20 protein-coding genes are annotated in these 22,097 nt (G+C 58.5%); 11 read left to right on the top strand and 9 right to left on the bottom strand.

Features of this window, described 5'->3' with window-relative positions:
• The first annotated feature begins 159 nt into the window (after positions 1-159).
• Complete coding sequence (locus GC177_00145) at positions 160-2,055, top strand: hypothetical protein (protein ID MBI1274368.1); 1,896 nt, start codon at positions 160-162, stop codon at positions 2,053-2,055.
• A 9-nt stretch (positions 2,056-2,064) separates the two neighbouring features.
• On the top strand, positions 2,065-2,493 hold the full coding sequence (locus GC177_00150) for a 6-carboxy-5,6,7,8-tetrahydropterin synthase (protein MBI1274369.1): 429 nt from the start codon (positions 2,065-2,067) through the stop codon (positions 2,491-2,493).
• 108 nt (positions 2,494-2,601) lie between these two features.
• Here GC177_00150 and pdxH read toward each other — a convergent pair whose 3' ends face one another.
• Positions 2,602-3,195, bottom strand: coding sequence for a pyridoxamine 5'-phosphate oxidase (gene pdxH, locus GC177_00155; GenBank protein ID MBI1274370.1), 594 nt, complete (start codon positions 3,193-3,195; stop codon positions 2,602-2,604).
• Positions 3,196-3,280: 85 nt separating this feature from the next.
• On the opposite strand from pdxH, the gene hfq reads away from it, so the two are divergent.
• Together hfq and hflX are read left to right on the top strand one after the other, a co-directional pair.
• Complete coding sequence (gene hfq, locus GC177_00160; protein ID MBI1274371.1) at positions 3,281-3,562, top strand: RNA chaperone Hfq; 282 nt, start codon at positions 3,281-3,283, stop codon at positions 3,560-3,562.
• 17 nt (positions 3,563-3,579) lie between these two features.
• Positions 3,580-4,884, top strand: coding sequence for a GTPase HflX (gene hflX, locus GC177_00165; GenBank protein ID MBI1274372.1), 1,305 nt, complete (start codon positions 3,580-3,582; stop codon positions 4,882-4,884).
• A 179-nt stretch (positions 4,885-5,063) separates the two neighbouring features.
• Here the strand turns inward: hflX and GC177_00170 are convergent, their stop codons facing one another.
• Positions 5,064-7,349 carry a hypothetical protein gene (locus GC177_00170; GenBank protein MBI1274373.1) on the bottom strand — a complete coding sequence of 762 codons (2,286 nt, stop codon included), beginning with the start codon at positions 7,347-7,349 and terminating at the stop codon, positions 5,064-5,066.
• Between the two features lie 222 nt (positions 7,350-7,571).
• Between GC177_00170 and GC177_00175 the strand changes: the two genes are divergently transcribed.
• The 3 genes from GC177_00175 to GC177_00185 all read left to right on the top strand — a co-directional run bounded on the left by GC177_00175 (position 7,572) and on the right by GC177_00185 (position 10,171).
• Positions 7,572-7,889, top strand: a complete 318-nt coding sequence (locus tag GC177_00175; protein ID MBI1274374.1) for a co-chaperone GroES — start codon at positions 7,572-7,574, stop codon at positions 7,887-7,889.
• A 108-nt stretch (positions 7,890-7,997) separates the two neighbouring features.
• A complete protein-coding gene (gene groL / locus GC177_00180) occupies positions 7,998-9,638 on the top strand; it encodes a chaperonin GroEL (GenBank protein MBI1274375.1) in 1,641 nt (546 codons plus the stop codon).
• Between the two features lie 101 nt (positions 9,639-9,739).
• Positions 9,740-10,171, top strand: coding sequence for a VOC family protein (locus GC177_00185; protein MBI1274376.1), 432 nt, complete (start codon positions 9,740-9,742; stop codon positions 10,169-10,171).
• Here the strand turns inward: GC177_00185 and GC177_00190 are convergent.
• The 5 genes from GC177_00190 to GC177_00210 are packed head-to-tail and all read right to left on the bottom strand — an operon-like array spanning position 10,164 to position 15,301.
• On the bottom strand, positions 10,164-12,071 hold the full coding sequence (locus GC177_00190) for a chloride channel protein (GenBank protein MBI1274377.1): 1,908 nt from the start codon (positions 12,069-12,071) through the stop codon (positions 10,164-10,166). The genes GC177_00185 and GC177_00190 overlap by 8 nt on opposite strands.
• Positions 12,072-12,109: 38 nt before the next feature.
• The gene (locus GC177_00195; GenBank protein MBI1274378.1) at positions 12,110-12,574 is read right to left on the bottom strand and encodes a chemotaxis protein CheW; all 465 of its coding nucleotides are present in this window, start codon (positions 12,572-12,574) and stop codon (positions 12,110-12,112) included.
• A gap of 24 nt (positions 12,575-12,598) precedes the next feature.
• Positions 12,599-13,162: a septation protein A gene (locus tag GC177_00200; GenBank protein MBI1274379.1), complete on the bottom strand. Its 564-nt coding sequence runs from the start codon at positions 13,160-13,162 to the stop codon at positions 12,599-12,601.
• Positions 13,159-14,460, bottom strand: coding sequence for an aminodeoxychorismate synthase component I (gene pabB / locus GC177_00205; protein MBI1274380.1), 1,302 nt, complete (start codon positions 14,458-14,460; stop codon positions 13,159-13,161). The genes GC177_00200 and pabB overlap by 4 nt, the downstream gene beginning before the upstream one ends.
• Positions 14,447-15,301: a hypothetical protein gene (locus GC177_00210; GenBank protein ID MBI1274381.1), complete on the bottom strand. Its 855-nt coding sequence runs from the start codon at positions 15,299-15,301 to the stop codon at positions 14,447-14,449. The genes pabB and GC177_00210 overlap by 14 nt, the downstream gene beginning before the upstream one ends.
• Here GC177_00210 and folK point away from each other — a divergent pair.
• Both folK and folP read left to right on the top strand, forming a co-directional pair.
• Entirely contained in the window at positions 15,107-15,796 is a 690-nt protein-coding gene (gene folK, locus GC177_00215; GenBank protein MBI1274382.1) for a 2-amino-4-hydroxy-6-hydroxymethyldihydropteridine diphosphokinase, read from the top strand. The genes GC177_00210 and folK overlap by 195 nt on opposite strands.
• Positions 15,762-16,553, top strand: coding sequence for a dihydropteroate synthase (gene folP / locus GC177_00220; protein ID MBI1274383.1), 792 nt, complete (start codon positions 15,762-15,764; stop codon positions 16,551-16,553). Before folK ends, folP begins: the two co-directional genes overlap by 35 nt.
• Positions 16,554-16,686: 133 nt before the next feature.
• On the opposite strand, the gene parC is transcribed toward folP, so the two are convergent.
• Both parC and recO read right to left on the bottom strand, forming a co-directional pair.
• Positions 16,687-18,933 carry a DNA topoisomerase IV subunit A gene (gene parC, locus GC177_00225; protein ID MBI1274384.1) on the bottom strand — a complete coding sequence of 749 codons (2,247 nt, stop codon included), beginning with the start codon at positions 18,931-18,933 and terminating at the stop codon, positions 16,687-16,689.
• A gap of 177 nt (positions 18,934-19,110) precedes the next feature.
• The gene (gene recO, locus GC177_00230) at positions 19,111-19,857 is read right to left on the bottom strand and encodes a DNA repair protein RecO (protein MBI1274385.1); all 747 of its coding nucleotides are present in this window, start codon (positions 19,855-19,857) and stop codon (positions 19,111-19,113) included.
• An 82-nt stretch (positions 19,858-19,939) separates the two neighbouring features.
• Between recO and queA the strand changes: the two genes are divergently transcribed.
• Together queA and tgt are read left to right on the top strand one after the other, a co-directional pair.
• A complete protein-coding gene (gene queA, locus GC177_00235; GenBank protein ID MBI1274386.1) occupies positions 19,940-20,965 on the top strand; it encodes a tRNA preQ1(34) S-adenosylmethionine ribosyltransferase-isomerase QueA in 1,026 nt (341 codons plus the stop codon).
• Position 20,966: 1 nt separating this feature from the next.
• Positions 20,967-22,085, top strand: coding sequence for a tRNA guanosine(34) transglycosylase Tgt (tgt, locus tag GC177_00240; GenBank protein ID MBI1274387.1), 1,119 nt, complete (start codon positions 20,967-20,969; stop codon positions 22,083-22,085).
• Positions 22,086-22,097 lie beyond the last annotated feature (12 nt).

Raw genomic sequence — 22,097 nt, forward strand, 5'->3', positions numbered from 1 at the left:
ACTGTTGATCATTCCCCCATGCAAACAGATACGCCGCCCATGGCACCACGGGACGGCGACGGGAGAGGCCCTAACTCTCCGTATTTAAAAGACAAAACCTACTACCACATTGAAAACACTGCCCCCTCCGGCCGGAATCACCCCCTTCATGAAACCTACATGAAAGGCATGAAATGGGGCCAGGCGGCGGAAACCGTGGCCACCACCATGGCCCTGCGCCGCAGCGTCGGCACCGTGGTTCAGGCGGCCGTGAACAAATATACGGTCGAATCCTTCAAAACCGACGATACCGGCGCTCCCTTGCGCCAACAGGCTCCCGCCAGGCTCATCCGCGGCGCGGCGGATGTTATGGATAAAGGCTATGATGCGCTTTTCGGCAAGGATCGCTCCCGTTATGAAATAACCGAGGAAGGCCGCAAGGCGCTGGGCATCCGCGCCGATGTGACCGACGAAGCCATTGAAAAAGGCTATTTTCGCAAACGTTTCTACAACCTCCATAAAGAAGAGAAGGATATACCGGACGAAGCCCGTCCGCAGCACCGCGCCAAGAGCTACGGCCGCCGCTTTATGGAAATCTCGACCGATTTCGCCTGCATGGGCCAGGCGGATTATGTCGTCAACCGCCTCTACCTGGCCGCCAAGGACGGGCTCCGCTACATCCACCACAACAACGATCCCGCATTCCGCAATTCCCCCGAATTTGCCGAATGGAAAAAGAAACAAAGCCTGCCGCGCGCCATCGGTAAAATCGGCTATGACATGGTTGAAAACGCCATCCGCGGCGATTTCACCTACGATTATTTCATCGGTATCTTCTACACCCCCATCAAGGAATTCTTCAGCCGCAAGCGCTCCAGCGAAAACAGCGAGCTGAAAAACACCCACATCCACTACAACATCCCCTTCGTGGCCTATAACTGGATCGGCATGCTCGTCTGGCAGGATTTGCTGGTGGACTGGTGGCTGCGCCCGAGCCAGAGCAAACTGCGCGAATACATGCACGCTCAGCCCGAGCGCGAAAGCAAAGGCCTGGGCAGGCTCTGGAACGGCCTGGTGGATATCGCCAGCTTTTGCGCCGTCCGCACTTTCCAGATCGGCACCGCCATGTACCCTGCCGTGTCCGTCGGTTTTTCTCCCGGCCGCCATTACGGCGAAATGGCCGCCAAGGAACTGAAGGAAGCCCGTGATCACATGCTGATCGAGCGGCTATTTACCGAGCTGCCCCTCCGAATGCAGGAGATATGTAAAAAAAAGAGCATCGACCTGCCGCTTGATAAGCTTCAGCTTGATACCCTTCATCCCCAGTTGGAAAAAACCCCGCAAAATCTCCGCACCGCTTTTGAAGAGCGTGAAAAACTGCTGATGGACCATCTGGCCCTGCGCCTGCCCGCCGCCGTGCATGACGAGCTGTTGCAGGCGCGTGAGCAGATTTCCAAAAGCTTCTTCGAGGAATGCCTCCACGAACAGTCCAAATCCGTCACTCACGCTTTTTATAAGGACTATATCAACGGCGATCGCCCGGTGGATGCCATCAGAAAGCCGGAAAACCTGAAAATCGAGCAGCAGCAGGGCAAGCCCGGCCTGTTGGATGATGTGAATGACAGCCTGGTCGCCATGCAGGACGAAGTGGGCCATCAGGTAAAAAAATACACGGCGCTTCATTCCGCCGGCCTGCAAGGGCTTTTCCTGGCGGAACTCAACGTCCGCAACGCTCTCACGCATCAGGAAGCCACCGCCGAGCAGTATAAATCCCGCGTGGAACTGGCCGATGCCTCCGCCGAGCGCTATGCCGGTTACGCCCCCTATTTCGCGCTGAAACGCACCTTCACCGATTTCACCTGGAAAGACCCAAGCGTAAACCTGGTGAGCCAGGCCGTTTCCTGGGTGCTCGACCACTTGAAACTGGGCGACAAGGCCAACCACAACCTTGCAACCGGCGCCGGACAGGAAAACAGCCACAACGCCATGCGGCACGACCCGCAACTGGCCCAGTCCGCCGCTCAACACTTGCCCGAACAGGCGCTTAAGGCTAACAACGCCCCGCAACATTCGTAAAAAGCAGTCATGAACTCACGCGTGATCATCACCCGCCGTGTGGAATTCGACGCCGCGCACCGCCTGCGTGAGCACGAATCCAAATGCCGCCATGTGCATGGCCACCGCTATGTGGTGGAAGCCAGCTTCAGCGCGCCGGAACTGGATAAGATAGGCCGCGTGGTGGATTTCGGCATCCTGAAGGAAAAACTCCAGACCTGGATCGACGCCAACTGGGACCACACCATCATCCTCCACCAGGATGACAAGGAACTGGGGCGCTTCATCGACGGCCATACCGGCCAGACCAGCTTTTACATGCCCTGCAACCCCACTGCCGAGAATATGGCCGCCTTCCTGGCCGAGCTCTGCCGTAAGGAGCTGTTTGCCAGCGAGGGCATCGAACTGGTGTCGCTCAAGCTCTTCGAAACCCCGAATTGCAGCGCCACCGTCTGCTAAAAACGGGAGCACATAGCGCAACGGGCCCGTCCATGCGGAGCATGGCAATTCAAACGATGCAAGCAGAGCGAGCCGACCCGGAGCCCGTAAGCTTCACTTAGTTAAAGCTTACGGAAATAGAAGTTCCGTGCTCCAGGCACCGTGGGTGCCGTCCCGTCGGTATATCAACCGGTCATGCAGCCGGTGCGGCTGTTCCTGCCAGAATTCAATGACATCCGGCACCAGGCGGTAGCCGCCCCAGTGCGGCGGGCGCGGCACCGGCTTGCCTTCATATTGCCGGTCAAACTCGGCAAAGCGCTTTTTCAGGCTGTCGGCCTCGGGCATCGGCTGGGACTGAAGCGACGCCCATGCGCCAATCTGGCTTTCCCGCGCGCGGCTGTTGTAATAATTATCGCTTTCCGCCTCGCTCACGCGGACAATCTTCCCCTGCACCCGCACCTGCTTGCCCAGGCGCATCCAGTAAAAATTGAGCGCCGCCTGGGGGTTCACTTCAAGCTCATGCCCTTTTTGGCTGGTGCTGTTCGTGAAAAACACAAATCCCGTATCCAGCGCCTTCAGCAACACCACCCTGCAGGAGGGCATCCCATGCTCATCCGCCGTGGCAAGATGCATGGCGGTCGGCTCTTTCAGGCCAAGCGCACCCGCTTCGGCATACCAGCTTTCAAACAGTTCAAACGGGTCGTTGGGGGCGTGTATCGTCATGGCTAAAGATGATGTTAGGTTATGGACAATCGCGAAATAGCATCTATTATGCAGCGCAACATATCCAATGAAAAAGGAAAAAAACATGCGCCAGGATAAAGCCAATAATTTTCAGGATAATTTCCTCAACGCCCTCCGCAAAAAGAAACTCCCCGTCACCGTTTACCTCATCAACGGCGTGAAACTGCAAGGCATTGTCGGCAGTTTCGACAGTTTCTGCATCACGCTTCGCCGTGGCCCGCAAATCCAGATGATCTACAAGCATGCTGTGGCCACCGTGGTGCCCGCCGGCGCGCTGACGCCGGAGGATTTCGGCATTGAAGTGGGCGAGCACGACGACGTGCCCATGCCCGATGATTTCGAGTAAACCGCTTGTCGCAGCCAATTGATACGGCTCCCCTTGTCGAACAGGTATTGCTCGTCTGCCCGACTGCCCGCCGCGCCCCTCGCGGCGGCATCAGCAGCGTCAACCGCTCGTCCGACGGCCGCGTGGAAGAGGCCATCGGCCTGGTAAACGCCGCCGGGCTGGATGTGGCCCATGCCGAACCCTGCAACCTCGCCAGCGTCAGCCCTTCCCACTATATCGGCCAAGGCAAGGTGGATGAGCTGAAGCAGATCGTGGATGAACAGGGCATCACGCTGGCTGTGATGGATTGCGCCCTTTCTCCTGTCCAGCAGCGCAACCTGGAGAATGCCTGGAAATGCAAGGTCATCGACCGCACGGCCCTCATCATTGAGATTTTCGGCCAGCGCGCCCGCACGCGTGAAGGCCAGTTGCAGGTGGAACTCGCCTCGCTGGATTACCAGAAAGGCCGCCTCGTCCGCGCCTGGTCGCACCTTGAGCGCCAGCGCGGCGGCGGCGGCTTCACGGGCGGCCCGGGCGAACGCCAGCTTGAGCTGGATAAACGCATCATCCGCGACCGCATCATCAAACTGAAAAAAGAACTCCAGGAAGTCCGCCAGACGCGTGAACTGCACCGCAAGAAGCGCCGCGAGGCTCCTTACCCGGTCGTGGCGCTGGTGGGCTATACGAACGCCGGCAAATCCACCCTTTTCAACCGCCTTACCGGGGCGGAGGTATTGGCGCAGGACAAGCTCTTCGCCACGCTGGACCCCACGCTCCGCAAGCTGAAACTGCCTTCGGGCGTGGATATCATGCTGTCCGATACGGTGGGCTTCATCTCCAACCTCCCCACGCAACTGGTGGAAGCCTTCCGCGCCACGCTGGAGGAAGTGCTGGAGGCCACGCTCATCCTGCATGTGCGCGACATCTCGCACGAAGAGACCGACATTCAGAAACTCGATGTTGAAAAAGTGCTGAAAACGCTGGACCTCTCCACCGAAGCGCTGGATTCCATGCTCGAATGCTGGAACAAAATGGATGTGCTCGACGAGGAACAACAGGCCGACATGCTGCGCCTGGCCGCCGACGAGCTGCGCACCGTCTGCATCTCCGCGCATACGGGCGAAGGCCTTGACCGCCTGACCGCCGCCATCGACGAAGCCCTCAGCAGCAACACGGTGACCATGTCGGTGGAACTCCACCCCGACGAAGGCGGCATCTCCGCCTGGCTGCACGAAAACGCGCATGTGATGGAACAGCAGCAGGCCGAAAGCAATCTGCGCCTCAGCATCCGCATCACCCCTGCCAATCAGGGGCGCCTTCTCAAAAAATTGAAAGCAGCCTAGCTTTACACACAAAACCTCACATAAAAGCCGGAGCGTAGCGCGACTGGCACCGTCCATGCGAAGCATGGCGACGCATATGGAGGGCCGCGCCTTATTGGGCGCGTCCATGCGGAGCATGGCAATTTTAATTATGCGGGCGGAGCGAGCCACTAAGGCCAGCATGTAATTCGCAAAGCGAATTACATGCTGAACATTTCCTGGCTCACACCAGGCACAATCACCTGCTTGGCCGCAGCAGCCATCAGGCTCTGGTCTTCCAGGGAAGGTGCGGCATTGGTTTCCACCGCCTGTGCATGAATGAAACGGTCAAGCATCTGCTGCTCTTCCGGCAGCGTCTCACCACGCAACCTGGCGGTCAGCGCGCGCTGGATCACTTCCACACCCCAGCCATTCTTCACCGCCTCGCGGTCCTGACTCAGGCTTTTCGCCACGTTCGTGATCTGGTCGTCGGTCAACTGCTTGTCGCCGGTTTTGGATTTCACCCATTCCGCCGCAGCCGCCGTGGTCACCAGCAGGTCATTCACGCCCATTGCGGCATTGCGGATGGTGGAGTTCTTGTCGGCATTGGCCAGCGTCGTGGCAGCCAGCAGCATGTTGCTGTAGCCGAAAAAACGCCCAAAAGCCGTTTTGTTGATCTGCTCATATTCATTCAGGTTCAGCAGGTTGGCCGCCTGCATACCGATATAGCGGTCGGCTTCGGAAAGCCCCTGACGGTTATCCTTCTGCTTTTCCTTGAACTGCTGGTAATAATCCAGATAGGTCTCGGGGTTCTGCAGCTTCGCCTGATATTCCTTGCTGCCCGGCTTGCTGTAGCGCGGCGCTTTATGGTCGAAATCCGTGCCATGCTCCAGCATGTCCTTAAGGGCTTTTTGCACACGGGCCAGTTCCTCGCCCTCAAAATGCACTGGCTTGCCGCCTTCGCCAAGCGGCAGCGGGTTTTTCGGGTCGGCGATATTGGCATCCACCATGCCGCGGTAATCGGCCACCTGCTGGCGCAGCTCGGCCATTTTCGCGCGCACCTCGAACAAATCTTTTGCGTTGAAGGCGATCTGCTGGGCATTATGCGCCGTGATCCACGGGCCGCCAAAACCGAACGGATCCTTCGACACATGGTCCCAAAAGCCCACCCACGGCGCGCCGATGGTCTTGCCGAAGCTGTTTTGCGTAAAGAATTTATTGGCCGCACGCCAGATACCGCCGATAATCGGCTTATCGCGCAGCGAATCGCTGATATTGGCATAATCGAAATCGGGATGATCCACCCCGCGGCGCGGCATGAAGGCGAAAATGGAGGCCGAGAACATCAGCACCAGGCCTGAGAAAACCGCCTGCGGCTTGAGTTTTTTAGTCCGGGCGATCTCGCCGGTCACCTCATCGAGCTTCACGTTAACATGGCCGTTGCCGATCGTCTCGGTGGAAAGCACCTCCTCGTTACGGCCGCGAATCAGCGACGAACCGGCCCAGAGATTGGCCAGCATCATCACAAAACGCCCGCCATCGGCCAGAAAGGTGCGGCCAAGGCGTGGGATTGCGCCCAGATCCTTGCCATCTGGGCCGAAATTGATGGCCTTGTTGAAGTCTACCTCGTCACCCACGCGGAAATTCTGGTCAAGCCGGTCCACCACGCTTTTGACGGTTCCCGGGCGCTTCAGAACGGAATTGATGAGCCAGCCGATGCTGCCGGAAAGAAACCCGGCGCCCTCGCCGAAACGCGGATGCGCCAGCGGGCTGATGCCCAAACGGCGCGCATCGTCGATAGTGGCAAGAAGAATGCGGCTATCGCCGAAACCATAAAGGATAGGGCCGACCACATCGGCGTTATTCAGCAGTTTGGCGAGGTTTTTCTGCACAGGGTTAAGCCCGTAGAACTCATCCCGCACAAAGCCCGTGCCCCAGTTTGCCTTCTCCAGCTGGCGAATCAGCGCCTCATCGTCCCGCACACCGGTCAAACGCAGGCCGGGAGCGCTGGAACCGGCCACCGCCTTGTGTTCCGTATGGCCTTTGCCGATGCTGTCCCACAAATCGCCCATGCGGAAGAATTCATGCGCCACGCGCTCTTCATGCAGCCCTTTGATGGTGATGCTGTTATCGCCCACTTCGATGCTGGCAAAGCTTGGCTTGCCCAGTTCGCTGATTTCACGCGCCTTTTGTTCCGGCGTCAGGCTGCTGCCATTGATGGTGCGAACGGTCTTGTTATGATCCTGTTCCAGGATGCGGTTTTCCACCGCCACGCGCTCTTTCAGGTAATCCAGCAGTTTCGGGTCGATGCTTGCCAGGTCATGAAAGCGCACCTCATGCGTCAGGCCCGAGGAAATTTCCGTGGGAACAACCGTATAACCTGCGGCTTCAAGCCCTTGAATCAGCGAATTTACTTCGTCCGCGCTCTGCCCCGGCTTGGCCGTAATAACGGCTTGCCCCTTGTATGAATAGAGCCTCGCTCCATTATCCCAGCGGTAAATTCCCATTTTGACTACCCCACCTTCGGTAGATCGGAATGATTAGAGCCATATTGTAACACTTAATATTAAAGTTTTGTGATAGCGCCCCCCTGAAACAGGCAAAAAAATCGCCCATACCACCACTTTTTTTATGATTTAGCCCTTGAAAGCGCATTGCAACGCGCTTACCTGTGCACATGCATTGAAACACAAAGCCTTATTCGGCTCGTTCTTTTGAAGGAGAAACCTATGAAAATACGCCCCCTGCACGACCGCGTCGTGGTTGAACGCCTGGATAGCGAAGAGAAAACCGTTGGCGGCATCATCATCCCCGACACCGCCAAGGAAAAGCCCCAGCAGGGCAAAGTGGTGGCCGTAGGCGCCGGCAGCCGCGACGATAGCGGCAAAATCATCCCGATGGACGTGAAAGAAGGCGATATCGTGCTGTTCGGCAAATGGTCCGGCACGGAAGTGAAGGTGGACGGCAAAGAGCTGCTCATCATGAAAGAGTCCGACATCATGGGCGTGGTGCTGGATGCTGCCACTTCCAAGAAAAAAGCCGCTTAGCGTTCCTGACCTGCCCTTCGGGCAAGTTCACGCGCCCATTAGGCGCGGGGCCTCATGGCCCAACTCGCTAAGCTCGTAACCCATTAATTAATCTAACGGAGAATCAACATGGCTGCTAAAGACGTTCGCTTCGGTGCCGAAGCACGCGAACAAATCCTCCGCGGGGTGGATATCCTCGCCGATGCCGTAAAAGTGACCCTGGGCCCCAAAGGCCGCAACGTGCTGCTCGAGAAAGCCTTCGGCGCGCCGCGCATCACGAAGGACGGCGTAAGCGTTGCCAAGGAAATCAGCCTGGAGAACAAATTCCAGAACATGGGCGCCCAGATGCTGCGTGAAGTCGCCAGCAAAACCGCCGACATCTCCGGCGATGGCACCACCACCGCCACCGTGCTGGCCCAGGCCATCTTCCGCGAAGGCGCCAAAGCCGTTGCCGCCGGTCTGAACCCGATGGACCTCAAGCGTGGCATCGATCTGGCCGTGAACGCCGTGACCGAAGAAATCAAAAACATCTCCCGCCCGGTTAAAGGCCAGTCCGAAATCGCGCAAGTCGGCACCATTTCCGCCAACGGCGACAAGGAAGTCGGCACCAAAATCGCCGAAGCCATGCAGAAAGTGGGCAAGGAAGGCGTCATCACGGTTGAAGAAGCCAAAGGCCTTGAGTTCGAGGTGGATGTTGTGGAAGGCATGATGTTCGATCGTGGCTACCTCTCCCCGTACTTCGTCACCAATGCCGACAAGATGTCCGTGGACCTCGAAAGCCCCTACATCCTGCTGTTCGACAAAAAACTCTCCGGCCTGCAGCAGATGCTGCCGCTGCTTGAGCAGGTTGTCCAGACCGGCCGTCCGCTCCTCATCATTGCTGAGGATGTTGAAGGCGAGGCTCTGGCAACGCTGGTGGTCAACAAACTGCGTGGCGGCCTGAAAGTCGCTGCCGTGAAAGCTCCCGGCTTCGGCGACCGCCGCAAAGCCATGCTGGATGATATCGCCACCCTCACCGGCGGCACCGTCATCAGCGAAGAGACCGGCATGCAGCTGGAAAAAGCCTCCCTGGCGCTGCTCGGCAAAGCCAAGCACATCACCATCACCAAAGACAACACCACGATCGTCGACGGTGCTGGCAAGAAAGACGCCATCCAGGCCCGCGTGAAGCAGATCAAAGCCCAGATCGAGGAAACCACCTCCGATTACGACCGCGAGAAGCTGCAGGAGCGCCTGGCTAAACTGGCAGGCGGCGTGGCCGTTCTGAAAGTCGGCGGCGCTTCCGAAATCGAAGTGAAAGAGCGCAAGGACCGCGTTGAAGACGCCCTGCACGCCACCCGCGCTGCGGTGGAAGAAGGCATCGTCCCGGGCGGTGGTTCCACGCTGCTTTACGCTTCCCGCGTTCTGGAAAAGCTGAAAAGCGCCAACGAAGACCAGAAAGCCGGTATCGCTATCGTGAAGCGCGCCCTGCAAGCCCCGATCCGTCAGATCGTTGCCAACGCAGGCGAAGACGGAGCCGTGGTAGTGGGCAAACTGCTCGACCAGAAAGAAGCCACTTACGGCTACGATGCCCAGAACCACGAATATACCGACCTGATCAAGGCCGGTATCATCGACCCGACCAAAGTCGTGCGCAATGCCCTGCAAAACGCCGCTTCCGTTGCCGGTCTGATGATCACGACCGAGGCCCTGGTTGCCGACAAACCGGAACCCGCCAACAGCAACGCCGCCAACCCGATGGCACATGCAGGCGGTATGGGCGACTTCTAGCCTTATGCTCGCCAAGTTATCTTGGCAAAACCGAAAAGGCCGTGGCATTTGCCACGGCCTTTTTATTTGGCCATAAGTAAAAAAGCCGAAAGGAGAAGCCCATGCAACCCCGCCTCACCCTTGTGACCCTTGGTGTAAAAGACGTCGCCCAATCCCGCCGTTTTTATGAAAAAGGCCTGGGCTGGAACATCTCCCCCCTCAGCCAGGAGGAGGTCTGCTTCATCCAGACCGGCGGCATGGTACTGTCGCTCTATTCCCGCGCCTCATTGGCCAGGGATATGGAGGTGAAGGACGACGGCGCGCGCTTTTCCGGCATTACCCTCGCCTACAACACCCACACGCGTGAAGAAGTGGATGACGTGATGGCCACCGCCAAAGCAGCAGGCGCCACCATCATCAAACCTGCGCACGATATCTTCTGGGGTGGTTATGTCGGCTTCTTCGCCGATCCGGATGGGCATATCTGGGAAGTAGCCTGGAACCCGCAATTCACGCTGGATGCCACCGGCAACATGCTGCTGCCTTCTAGCTGAGCTTCTTTCCCTGCAACGGCAGACGTATGGCGGAATTTTGCGTCTCAAGCTCCTGCGCGTAACGCTTCAGCGTATAAGCCTCCGTCACATAGCCGATAATCTTGTGGCTTTTCAGCGAATCCAGCACCGGCAGTTCCTCCAGCTCGGATCGCTCAAACTGCTTCATCGCATGCTGAATATCCTCATCCGGCAGAAGATAAAAATCCTTCCCTTTTGCCAGCTCACGCGCCACGGTTTCATTCAGCCGCTTATCCAGGTTTGGGCTGTGGATGGCGTTTACATCCACCACACCCTGATATTCATGGCCCTTATCCACCACAAACACCCGGCGCGTATCGCCCAGTGGCGCCACCTCACGCAAATCGGCCAGGCTGGTATCGCCCGGGACAATGCGCGCGTCGCTCTTCATCAGTTTGCTTACCTTAAGGTCGCTGATCCAGCCGATATCCTGCGCCCCATGAATACGCAACCCACGCAAGTGAAACCGCCAGGTTGAGAAGGAATAGCCGAACATGTACCGTGTGAGAGAAGACGACACCAGCACGCCAAACAGCACGCCCGAAGTCGCCGCGAAGCTTCCGGTCAGCTCCAGCACCAGCAGCACCATTGTCACCGGTGCGCCGATGATGGAAGTCGCCACCGCGCCCATGCCAACCAGCATGAAACTCTCCACCTGCCCCGGCGTCTGCGGCAGCAGATAACTGGCCACCACGCCCATGATCTGCCCCGTCAAACATCCCAGAAACAACGACGAACTGAACAACCCGCCCCGAAACCCGGCACCGATGGAAACAGCCGAGGCCGCCATTTTCGCCAGCAGCAGCACGATCAGCGGTAAAAGCGGCCAGGCCCGGTTCAAATGGTCGTCGATTGCGCCCTGCCCGCTTCCCAACACCTGCGGAAACAACAGCGCAATGAGGGAAAGCACCATGCCGCCACATACCGGCCTCAGCCAATCCGGCAGGGAAAGCCTGTTGGCCGTATGCTCACAGCTGGTCACCATTTTCATGGTCGCAATACCCACGAACGCCGAGGCAATCCCCAGCACAAAAAACAACCCGTAATTATAAATCGGCACATCAATCACGTTATTGGAAAGCTGAAAAATCGGCGTGCCTTCCGTGAATATCCGCACGAACACCGCGCTGGAAAGCGCGCACAACCCCACCTGCAGCAAAGCAGAAATCGTATAAACGCTAAGCACCAGCTCAAACCCGTAAAACGCGCCTGCCAGCGGCGCGTTAAACGCAGCCGAAACAGCCGCTGCCGCGCCCGCAGCCACAAAAATACGCAAATCCTCCCGCCGCAATTGCAGCTTCTGCCCCGCCCAGGAAAGAAAGCCCGAGCCCATCTGGGTGTAAGCCGCCTCCATCCCGAACGACACCCCCGACGCGCTGGAAATGAAGGATTCCAGCAGCAGGCGCAGGTTGTCGATAAAGGGCATGCGCCCGCCCATCAGCGCATTCGCCTCAATCGGGTCGATCACTTCTTTGGGCCGCCAGTAGCGCATCAGGGAAGAAACAATCACCAGCAGCACAGCGCCCGCGGCAGGCACGGTTACCACCCTCACCCAGTCGATGCTTGAGGCCGAGCTGATATATTCCCCCGGCCCAAGCAGAAAAATCGCCTCGTGCAGCACCTTCAACGCATGATGCAGCGAAGCCACGATAGCCCCCACCACCATCCCAAGCAGCACGCACAGCAATGCCTGGCCAAACTGGTTTTCGCGCAGCACATGGCGCAGCAGGTCCGGTTCATCGATCCAGCTATCCAGCCGCTCTTTTACATCCACCATCAACGGGTGCCGCGCCAGACGGCGCATCCATGCATGTTGCGTGTCGTTCATCTTCACAGCCTGGTTCAGCCTCAGGTAAGGCATACCCTTGTAGGCCGATACCACAGAGATGCAATGAGGAATGATGGCTGCTTACAGCCCTTTTATACCACGAACAGCCGCTCGGGGTCGACAATCACCATCAAACTGTCCTGCATGGGATACACGCCGGAGGCAATGGCCTTCCAATGCTCTTTCAAGTGCGGCGGCGTGTGTTCGATTTTATTATCCGGCAGGTTCAGTACATCGCCGATCTTATCGACAATCAGTCCGTAAAGCTCCTCGTGGTAATTCACCACCACCAGCGTCAATTCATCGTCCGGCCCATGCTCGACGATGGGCATGCCCAGCCGCTTGCGCATATCGATCGCCGTCACCACGCGCCCGCGCAGGTTCATCACGCCCGCAATGCATTCATGCGTCAGCGGCACGGGCGTGATCATCCGGTTCTTCAGCACGTCCTGCACGCAGGAAACCGGCATACCAAGCATCTGGTTCTCCAGCTTCATGGTCACATAGGCCTTAACGGTTTCCTCCCGGGGGGTATTTCTGAGCGTGGCGACGACCATGACTGGGTAACTCCCTAAAAAACGTCAGCTTTTAGGCTGATTATCAGGCACTATCATGTATTTCTGAAAAAATGGCAAATGCGCCAGGAAAAAAAGCATGATCAATGTCGGTAACCCGAACAGCTTGATGTTCACCCAAACATTATCCGGCGTATGCCGCCAGGCGATTTCATTCACGCAGGCAAGCATCACGAACATGCCCACCATCCGCCAGGTCAGCATTTTCCATGCATTGTCCGGCAGGTTGAATTGATGGCCGAGCGCCTGCTTCACCCAAAGCCTGTCGGCCGCCAGCCCGATGGCCAGCGTCAGCGCAAACACAAGGTTCACCACCGTCGGCCGCATCTTGATGAAAAGCGGATCGTTAAACGCCAGTGTCAGCCCGCCGAACACCAGCACGAAGGCACAGGTTATGGCGGGCAGCAACGGCCATTTCCGATAATGCGAATAATGCAGCAGCAGGGCAATCGGCGTGACGATCACCACCGTCAGCGTCGCCGCCATCAAGCCGCCCAGATGAAACCCGATCAGAAATCCCACCGCCGGGCCGAAATGGCTGAGCGCATAAATCAGCTTCTCTTTCGTCATAACACTCCCAATGCCTTCAATATCCCGCGTGATTTCACCTGAACCTCCTCCAGCTCCTTTTCCGGAACCGAATCGCTGACAATTGCGCCACCCACCTGAAACTCAAACCGGTCCCCCTGCATGATGAGGGTGCGGATCACCACCGAGAGATCCATGCTGCCATCCCCGCCGAACCAGCCGATTGCGCCACTATACACCCCCCTTCGGTATTTCTCCAGATGGGTACAGATCTCCATTGCGCGTATTTTCGGCGCTCCCGTCATCGAGCCGGGCGGAAAACACGCCTTCACCACATCCAGCGCCGCAATGTCGCTGCGCTTCTGCGCGCGGATGGTGGAATCCATATGATGCACGGTCGCAAAAGGCTGCACCTCGAACAACGCAGGCACCTCGACACTTCCTGGCACCGCAATGCGCGACAGATCATGCCGCATCAGGTCCACAATCATCAGGTTCTCGGCCCGGTCCTTCTCGCTATGCGCCAGCTTTTCCGCCAGCGCTGCGTCATCCGCCTTGCTGTCCCCGCGCCGGAGCGTCCCTTTGATCGGCCGCGCCTCGATATGCCCTTTCGCATCCATCGATAAAAACCGCTCGGGGCTGGAGGAAAGGATTGCCGTCTCCCCCAGTTGCAGAAACGCGCTGTAAGGCGCCGGGCTCACTTCGCACAGTTTGCAGAACAAATCAAAATGCCGCCATCTACGTCCCTCAACATGCCCCGTATATTTCCGCGTCAGGTTCGCCTGATAGATATCGCCCTCCGCGATATGCTCCAGAATCCTTCCCACATTCACCAGATATTCACCATCCGTCATAGGTGAACTCATCACCACCCGGTGCCCCTGCGTCTTCTGCGCAAGCGCGGGCGCATCTTCCGCGCGGGGCAAGCTGTCCATCGCCTCCGGTGCATCGCTATAGGCAAACAGCCGCTTCGCCGCATGATCGAACACCAGCACATGCGCATAGCGCCGCCATTGCATGTCCGGCAAGGCGGAGCCGATGCTGATCGCCGCATCCGCCACATCCTCCGGCAGCTTCTCCAGCCGGTTCTTCAACCCATAGCCAAGATACCCGAACCAGGCATGCTCATATTCATTGTCATATTGGGACAGATGCTCGCTCAACGCATCCCAGTCACCACCATCCACGCGTTTTTCCACACCCCAGGCCAGCAACGATTTCCCACCGCTATAGCTCGTCTCCATGCTGGAATAGAACAAGGCCCATTCCGCTTCGCCTCGCTCCGCCAGCCAGTCCGCGCAGGCCAATGGGTGCCGCCAGGGCAGCTCACGCATCCGCATTGTCCACCCCCCATTCCTTCAGCAGCGCATGGCGCAGGGCGCGCACCTCATCCGTCCGTTGCCACACATGCCCATGCGGCTTCAGCAATTCCACCGGCCAAAGCCCCCAGCCTACATTGGTCAGCACCACCCCATCCGCCGCCAGCAAATCAGGCAAACGAAAACGCCCTTCCATCACCTTCACCCGCCCCATCAGCCAATGGCGCACGCTGCCCGGCAGCACGCCGATATCCAGCGCAGGCGTGAACCACTCACCATTTTTGTGCCAGAAGATATTCGCCGAGCTCGCCTCCGCCACCCATCCATCCACGGAAAGCAACAGGCACTCATCGCACCCATTCTTCGCCGCATCCATCCGCGCCAGCACGGAATTCAACCCGCTCGCATGCTTCACCTCATGCGGCAGACTATCGGAAGGCGGCCTGCGCCATTCCCCCAGCCACAACCGCGCGGCCATTCCCAGAAAAGGTGGTGCCGCGAAATGCTCCGTCACCACATTCAGCACGGGCTTTTCCGGCGGCAGATAACCGCGCCCCCCCACACCACGGCTCACACCAAGCCTCAACAAGCCATCCGCCTGCGGAACCGGCCATTCCACCGCGCCCTCCATGCCAAGCCGCTTCATGCCCTGCATCAAACGCTGCCGATGAAACGCCTCGTTCCAGATGCGCCCCTTCACCACGCGCATCGTCTCAAACAACCCGTCGCCATAACGGAAGCACCGGTCGGCGGGAGAGATTCCCCCAGCCTCCTCGGCAGGCAAACCATTGATGTAAGCGGGCACAGATGTCATAGTTATGCTTCTAGACCAGAGGCCCGTATGAATCCAGCGCCAGAACATCACATTCTTCTCAGCCTCGGCAGCAACGTGGGCGACCGCCTTGCCAACCTCCAGGCCGCGCTGGATCACCTCAAGCCCGTCATCCAGATCACCGCCATCTCCAACGCCTATGAGAATGCCGCCCTCCTGCCGGAAAACGCCCCGCCGGAATGGAACATCTCCTTCATCAACATCGCCGTGGCCGCCATCACCAACCTCACCCCCCATGCCCTGCTCGAACACACCCAGGCCGCCGAACATGCCGCCGGTCGCCAGAAGCGCGGCCACTGGGGCCCGCGCGAGGTGGATGTCGATATCCTCGCCTATGACGACCTGGTGCTGCAAACCCCGACCCTCACCCTGCCCCATTCGCAACTGGATAAGCGCAATTTCGTACTGCTTCCTTTAAACGACATCGCACCCAGATGGGTCCATCCCGTCACCGGCAAACGCGTGTCGGACATGGCCGCCACCATCGGCTATGACGGCATCCTCGAAGCATTCACCTATGAGTAAGCTGGTCGGCATCCTCAACATAACGCCCGATTCCTTCTCCGACGGCGGCGAGCACGACCATGCCGAAACCGCCTACGCCCATGCCAAACAACTCATCAAAGACGGCGCCCACATCATCGATATCGGCGCGGAATCCACCCGCCCGGGCGCCACCCCCCTCACCCCCGCACAGGAATGGCAACGCCTCTCTCCCATTCTGAGCGACATCATCAAACTCGCCCACAGCAACAACGTGCTCGTCAGCCTCGACAGCCGCCACCCCGAAACCATCGCCCGCGCCCTCGGCGAAGGCATCGACTGGGTAAACGACGTTACCGGCTTCCCCCTCGCTATGCTCGATGTCGTCAAACACAGCGACGCCACCTGCGTGGTGATGCACAGCCTCACCATCCCGGCCGATCCATCCATCACCCTGCCGGAAAATACCGACGTCTTAACCACCCTCAAACAATGGAGCGAAGCAACCGTCACCCGCTTGCAGGAAAACGGCATCGCCCCTCACCGCATCATCCTCGATCCCGGCCTCGGCTTCGGCAAAACCGCCGCCCAAAGCTGGCGCATCATCGAAAACACCCACGCCATCCGTGTGGAGGGCATCCCCCTCCTCATCGGCCATTCCCGCAAATCATTCCTGAAAACCCTGCCGAACCTCAGCGAAACGCGTGATGCCGAAACATACACCCTTTCACGGCAACTCGCCGCGGAAGGCGTGGAATACCTCCGCGTTCACAACATCGCGATGCATCACACACTATAGATGCCCCTCACCCCAACCCTCTCCCTCACGAGAGAGGGAGTCATGTCAGCGTTGCTGGATTGCTAGAGAAACAAGCGAGGGCACCCCAACCCTCCCCTTGAGGGAGAGGGTTGGGGTGAGGGGTATCTTAAACCTAAGCGAACTTATTATTCCGCGGAAAGCCCGTCGGCGGCAATTTGCCCGCACTCGCACGCTTGCCCAGCCACATGTTCAGGTTTGGCTCCACCCGCTCGCGCTCACCACTTTTCCAGCTAAGGCCATTCTCGCCTTTGAACACTTTAAGATCGCTGATATTGCCATCCTTGTATTTCTGCAGCGTCACACCCTGCCCGCGCTTCATCACGGGGATTTCCTCCAGCTCAAACACCAGCAGCTTGCGGTTCTGGCCAATCACGGCCACCTTGTCGCCATCCACCGGCGTGCAGATCACGGCCTTCTGCTTGTCATTCAGGTTCAGCACCTGGCGGCCCTGGCGCGTCTGCGCCACCATGTCGCCTTCAATGATGCGGAAGCCCTTGCCCTCGCTGGAAGCCACCAGCCACTGGCGCTCATCCGTGCCCGGCTCATTGACAAATAGCGCAACAATATCTTCCTCGTTCGGCAAATCCACCATCAGGCGAATCGGCTCACCCAGCCCTTTCCCTTTCGGAATCCGGTTGGCAGGCACCGTGTAGCATTTCCCGTCGCTGGCGAAGAACATCAGCTTATCCGTCGTCTTGCACGGAATAATAAACCGCTCTTCATCGCCCTCTTTATATTTGGCATCCGGCATCTCGGTGAAGGTTCCCTTCACCGCGCGCACCCAGCCCATCTTGGAGCAAAGCACCGTGATGGGCTCTTTCTCCACGAATGCTTCCACGGAAATATCGATATCCTTCGGCGCATCCGTCACCAGCGTGCGGCGCTTGCCGATTTCCGTCTCCTCGGAAAACATCGCCTTCAGCGCCTTCACATCCTTGGAAAGCCAGCTCATGCGCTTGTCATCGCTGCCAAGCAATGCTTCCAGCTCCGCCTGCTCGGCCTTCAGCCTGTCATGCTCACCGCGAATCTCGAATTCCTCCAGCTTGCGTAAGGAGCGCAAACGCATGTTGAGGATGGCCTCCGCCTGATTGTCGGTAAGCCCGAAACGCTCCATCATCACCGGCTTGGGCTTATCCTCCTCACGGATGATGCGAATCACCTCATCCAGGTTCAGATATGCAACCAGGTAACCTTCCAGCACTTCCAGCCGGTCCTTGATCTTGCCAAGGCGATAACGACTCTTGCGGTCCAGCACCACCAGACGATGGTCGATATATTCCTGCAAGATATCCTTCAGGTTCTGCACCTTCGGCACATTGGCCGAGGTGATCACGTTCAAATTCAGCGCAAAACGGCTCTCCAGCTCGGTCAGCTTGAAGAGCGATTCCATCAGTACTTCCGGCTCCACATTGCGGCTCTTCGGCTCAAACACGATGCGGATAGTCTCCGTCGATTCATCACGGATATTCCCGAGCAGCGCGAGCTTTTTATCGCGGAACAATTCGGCGATCTTCTCGATCAGGCGCGATTTCTGCACCTGATACGGAATTTCCGTCACCACAATCTGGTACAGCCCGTGGCTCAGCTGCTCCACTTCCCATTTGGCGCGCACGCGCAAGCTTCCGCGGCCTGTCTCATACGCCTTCAAAATCGTTTCGGGTGCTTCCACCAGCGAGCCACCGGTCGGGAAATCCGGCCCCTTCACAAACTGCATCAAATCCGCCACGTCGCTTTTCGGCTTTTTGATCAGCAGCTGAATCGCATCGCACAGCTCCGCCACGTTATGCGGCGGAATGCTGGTCGCCATTCCCACCGCAATCCCTTCCGATCCATTGGCCAGAAGGTTCGGGAAACGCGCCGACAGCAGCACCGGCTCAATGTCAGACGAATCATAGGTGGGGCGAAAATCCACCGTGTCATTCTCGATATCTTCGAGCAGCAGCATGGCCACATTGGTCATGCGCGCCTCGGTATAACGCATCGCCGCCGCGTTATCCCCATCGATGGAACCAAAATTCCCCTGGCCGTCCACCAGCGGGTAGCGCAGCGCAAAACTCTGCGCCATGCGCACCATCGTCTCATACACCGCCACATCGCCGTGCGGGTGGTATTTACCGATCACATCCCCCACCACGCGGGCGCATTTCTTATAGCCCGATGCCGGGTCCAGCTTCAGCTGCAGCATCGCATACAGCACGCGGCGGTGCACCGGCTTCAACCCGTCCCGCACATCCGGCAGCGAACGCGACATGATAGTGGACAGCGCATAAGAGAGATACCGCTCCGAAAGCGCATTCACGAGTGGCACATCCACAATCGCACCGGCGGGGTCTTGGTGATGGGTCTTCTCTTTGCTCATCTCAAATCCTGTTCAATTCTCTATTCATATTGCGTCATTCCAGCGAAAGCTGGAATCCAGCAGGCCGTTGACAACTCAAGACCTGTATTGGTTGCACCGCAGTCTGGATTCCAGCTTTCGCTGGAATCCAGACTGCGGCAGCTAAGGTTAAGCAACGGACTATCGCCATTGGCTATGTTACGCAGCCAATAAGTTCCAGGTCGGTTCCTTCCCTATCGGAAGCAGCGCCCACTGGTACAGGAAATGCCGCGATATTGCCAGCGATTCTGCGGCTTCCGGCAAAGAAATATGCCCCACAATTTCCAGCCAGTTCGGCGGTTTATGCAGCATCACCTCCCGGTACCAGGCAGGCAATTTCAACAGACGCCCCTCATAGGGCCGGGCCGCCTCCGCCCCAACCGCCCCGCCGGATTTTGGCGAAACATGCGTCAATTCAACATCTTCCCCCGTCGCCGCGCACTGCAACCAGTCAAACCCATAGCCGATATCCTCCAGCAAAAGCCCCTGCCACACGGCAATCGATGCCTGCAATTCCGCCATTTCCCGCGTTTTTTCACACAGCCATTGCAGCCATTGCCGCGTGGCTACATACACATCCGGGTGGCTCTCATGCTCCGCCATCAGGATGGAAAGCAGCGGCAAACACTCCTGCAACGCCGCCAGCGCCGCCCGCTCCCGCATCAGCAAACTGCCCGCGGGCAGCACCATCTCCCCGCCAAATATGCCCAAATGCTCCTGCAGCCGCGCGCTCCAGCGCAGCTCCACCACCTGCCCCACCTGCCACAAATTGGCCTGCTTGCCCCGCATCGCGCCCTTCACCAGCCCGGCGGCCCGCCCGTGGCTGGCCGTCATGGCCTGCACAATGGCCGATGTCTCGCCATGCCTGCGCACCGCCAGCACAATACCTTCATCCTGCCATTCCATGCCCAACCTTGCCTGAAGTATCCTTGCCCAAATAGGGTTTTTGCGTTAGCTGCCCATCATAGTTTCCCAAGTTTGTTTCGTCATGCGCGTAGATTTATTTGATTATCATCTGCCAGAGGAGCTGATCGCCACCAGCCCGGCCACCCCGCGCGATGCCGCCCGGTTGATGGTGGTAGACGGCCCATCGCGCCAGCACTTGAATGTGCATAACCTGCCCGACCTCCTCCAACCCGGCGACGTGATGGTCTTCAACGATTCCCGGGTCATACCCGCCCGCATCTTCACCGAAAACAACGTGGAATGCCTCCTCCATCAGCACATGGGCGGCAACCGATGGCGCGTTTTCGCCAAACCGGGCCGCAAGCTGAAACCCGGCCAGCCCGTCGCCTTCGGCCACAACCTCACCGCCGATGTGCTGGAAAAGCAGGATGACGGCCAGGTCATCCTCTCCTTCTCGCTCGACCACACACAGCTCATGGCATGGCTCACCCGGCACGGCCAGATGCCCCTGCCCCCCTACATCCAGAAAAAACGCGCCGCCGACAGCACCGACCAGCAAAGCTACCAGACCATCTACGCCAAACATGACGGCTCCGTCGCCGCGCCCACCGCCGGTCTCCACTTCACGCCAGACCTGCTCGCCAAACTCGACGCCAAAAACATTCAGCGCCATTTCGTCACCCTGCATGTGGGCGCAGGCACTTTCCAGCCCGTGAAGGTGGACGACACCAATGAACACGTGATGCACGAGGAAATCATCCAGATGGATGAATCCACCGCCACCGCCCTCAATCAGGCCAAAACGGAAGGCCGCCGCATCATCGTCGTCGGCACCACCGCCCTGCGAACGCTGGAAAGCATCGCGGATGATAACGGCCGTTTCGCCCCCTTCACCGGCCCCACCGGCATCTTCATCACGCCCGGCTACAATTTCAAATCCGCCGATATGCTCATGACCAACTTCCACCTGCCCAAATCCACGCTCATGATGCTCGTATGCGCCTTCGCAGGCATGGAGGAAATGCACGCCGCCTATGCGGAAGCCATCGCAAAACACTACCGTTTCTACTCCTACGGTGATAGCAGCCTCCTCATGAGGAAAGCATAAAATGAACATGAACTTCAACATCACCCACACCGACGGCAACGCCCGCGCAGGCACCCTGCACACCGCCCATGGTGAAGTGCAAACCCCTGTTTTCATGCCCGTCGGCACCGCCGCAACCGTCAAGGCCATGACGCCCGAGCAGGTCAAAGCCACCGGCGCTTCCATCATCCTCGGCAACACCTACCACCTCATGCTCCGCCCCGGCGCGGAGCGCGTCAGCCGCCTCGGCGGCCTGCACACATTCATGCAATGGCCCGGTCCCATCCTCACCGATTCCGGCGGGTTTCAGGTCATGTCCCTTTCCTCCTTACGCAAAATCACCGAGGAAGGCGTCACCTTCAAATCCCACATCGACGGCAGCTCCCACCACCTCACGCCCGAGCGCTCCATCGAAATCCAGCATCATCTGGATTCCACCATTACCATGTGCTTCGACGAATGCACTCCCTTCCCCGCCACGCACAAACAGGCCGCCGACTCCATGCGCCTTTCCATGCGCTGGGCCAAACGCTCCCTCGATGCCTTCCAGCAACGCGACGGATACGGCATTTTCGGCATTGTCCAGGGCAGCACTTATGAGGACCTTCGCAAGGAAAGCGCCGACGTTCTAAGCAACATGGATTTTAACGGCCTCGCCATCGGCGGCCTCGCCGTGGGCGAAGGCCAGCAGGCTATGTTCGACACGCTCGATGTCACCGTCCCGCACCTTCCCACGCACAAACCGCGCTACCTCATGGGCGTCGGCAAACCGCTCGATATCGTCGGCGCTGTGCTTCGCGGGGTGGATATGTTCGATTGCGTCATCCCCACCCGCTCCGGCCGCCTGGCCCGCGCCTACACCTCCATCGGCGAGGTCAACATCCGCAACGCCCGCTTCGCCGAAGACCCGCTCCCGCTTGACGAAGCCTGCAACTGCCCCACCTGCTCCCGCTTTTCCCGCGCTTACCTTCATCACCTGTTCAAAGCCGACGAAATGCTCGGCCCTATCCTGATGACCTGGCACAACCTCTCTTATTATCAGGAACTCACCCGTCAGCTGCGCACCGCCATTCAGGAAAAACGCCTGACGCAACTGGCCGCCGACCTGTTCGATCGGCTCGGCAAAACCAAACAATCCTAACGGTACGGGTTC

Source organism: bacterium (assembly GCA_016124905.1).
Classification (GTDB): Bacteria; Pseudomonadota; Alphaproteobacteria; order Rickettsiales; family RI-342; genus RI-342.

What these genes read in the sequence shown, in the direction of transcription:
- GC177_00145 (MBI1274368.1), top strand. Translation starts at nt 160, where the DNA reads ATGAAAGGCATGAAATGGGGCCAGGCGGCGGAAACCGTGGCCACCACC.
- GC177_00150 (MBI1274369.1), top strand. Translation starts at nt 2,065, where the DNA reads ATGAACTCACGCGTGATCATCACCCGCCGTGTGGAATTCGACGCCGCG.
- pdxH (MBI1274370.1), bottom strand. Translation starts at nt 3,195, where the DNA reads ATGACGATACACGCCCCCAACGACCCGTTTGAACTGTTTGAAAGCTGG.
- hfq (MBI1274371.1), top strand. Translation starts at nt 3,281, where the DNA reads ATGCGCCAGGATAAAGCCAATAATTTTCAGGATAATTTCCTCAACGCC.
- GC177_00170 (MBI1274373.1), bottom strand. Translation starts at nt 7,349, where the DNA reads ATGGGAATTTACCGCTGGGATAATGGAGCGAGGCTCTATTCATACAAG.
- GC177_00175 (MBI1274374.1), top strand. Translation starts at nt 7,572, where the DNA reads ATGAAAATACGCCCCCTGCACGACCGCGTCGTGGTTGAACGCCTGGAT.
- groL (MBI1274375.1), top strand. Translation starts at nt 7,998, where the DNA reads ATGGCTGCTAAAGACGTTCGCTTCGGTGCCGAAGCACGCGAACAAATC.
- GC177_00185 (MBI1274376.1), top strand. Translation starts at nt 9,740, where the DNA reads ATGCAACCCCGCCTCACCCTTGTGACCCTTGGTGTAAAAGACGTCGCC.
- GC177_00195 (MBI1274378.1), bottom strand. Translation starts at nt 12,574, where the DNA reads ATGGTCGTCGCCACGCTCAGAAATACCCCCCGGGAGGAAACCGTTAAG.
- GC177_00200 (MBI1274379.1), bottom strand. Translation starts at nt 13,162, where the DNA reads ATGACGAAAGAGAAGCTGATTTATGCGCTCAGCCATTTCGGCCCGGCG.
- pabB (MBI1274380.1), bottom strand. Translation starts at nt 14,460, where the DNA reads ATGCGGATGCGTGAGCTGCCCTGGCGGCACCCATTGGCCTGCGCGGAC.
- folK (MBI1274382.1), top strand. Translation starts at nt 15,107, where the DNA reads ATGAAACGCCTCGTTCCAGATGCGCCCCTTCACCACGCGCATCGTCTC.
- GC177_00210 (MBI1274381.1), bottom strand. Translation starts at nt 15,301, where the DNA reads ATGTTCTGGCGCTGGATTCATACGGGCCTCTGGTCTAGAAGCATAACT.
- folP (MBI1274383.1), top strand. Translation starts at nt 15,762, where the DNA reads ATGACGGCATCCTCGAAGCATTCACCTATGAGTAAGCTGGTCGGCATC.
- parC (MBI1274384.1), bottom strand. Translation starts at nt 18,933, where the DNA reads ATGAGCAAAGAGAAGACCCATCACCAAGACCCCGCCGGTGCGATTGTG.
- recO (MBI1274385.1), bottom strand. Translation starts at nt 19,857, where the DNA reads ATGGAATGGCAGGATGAAGGTATTGTGCTGGCGGTGCGCAGGCATGGC.
- queA (MBI1274386.1), top strand. Translation starts at nt 19,940, where the DNA reads ATGCGCGTAGATTTATTTGATTATCATCTGCCAGAGGAGCTGATCGCC.
- tgt (MBI1274387.1), top strand. Translation starts at nt 20,967, where the DNA reads ATGAACATGAACTTCAACATCACCCACACCGACGGCAACGCCCGCGCA.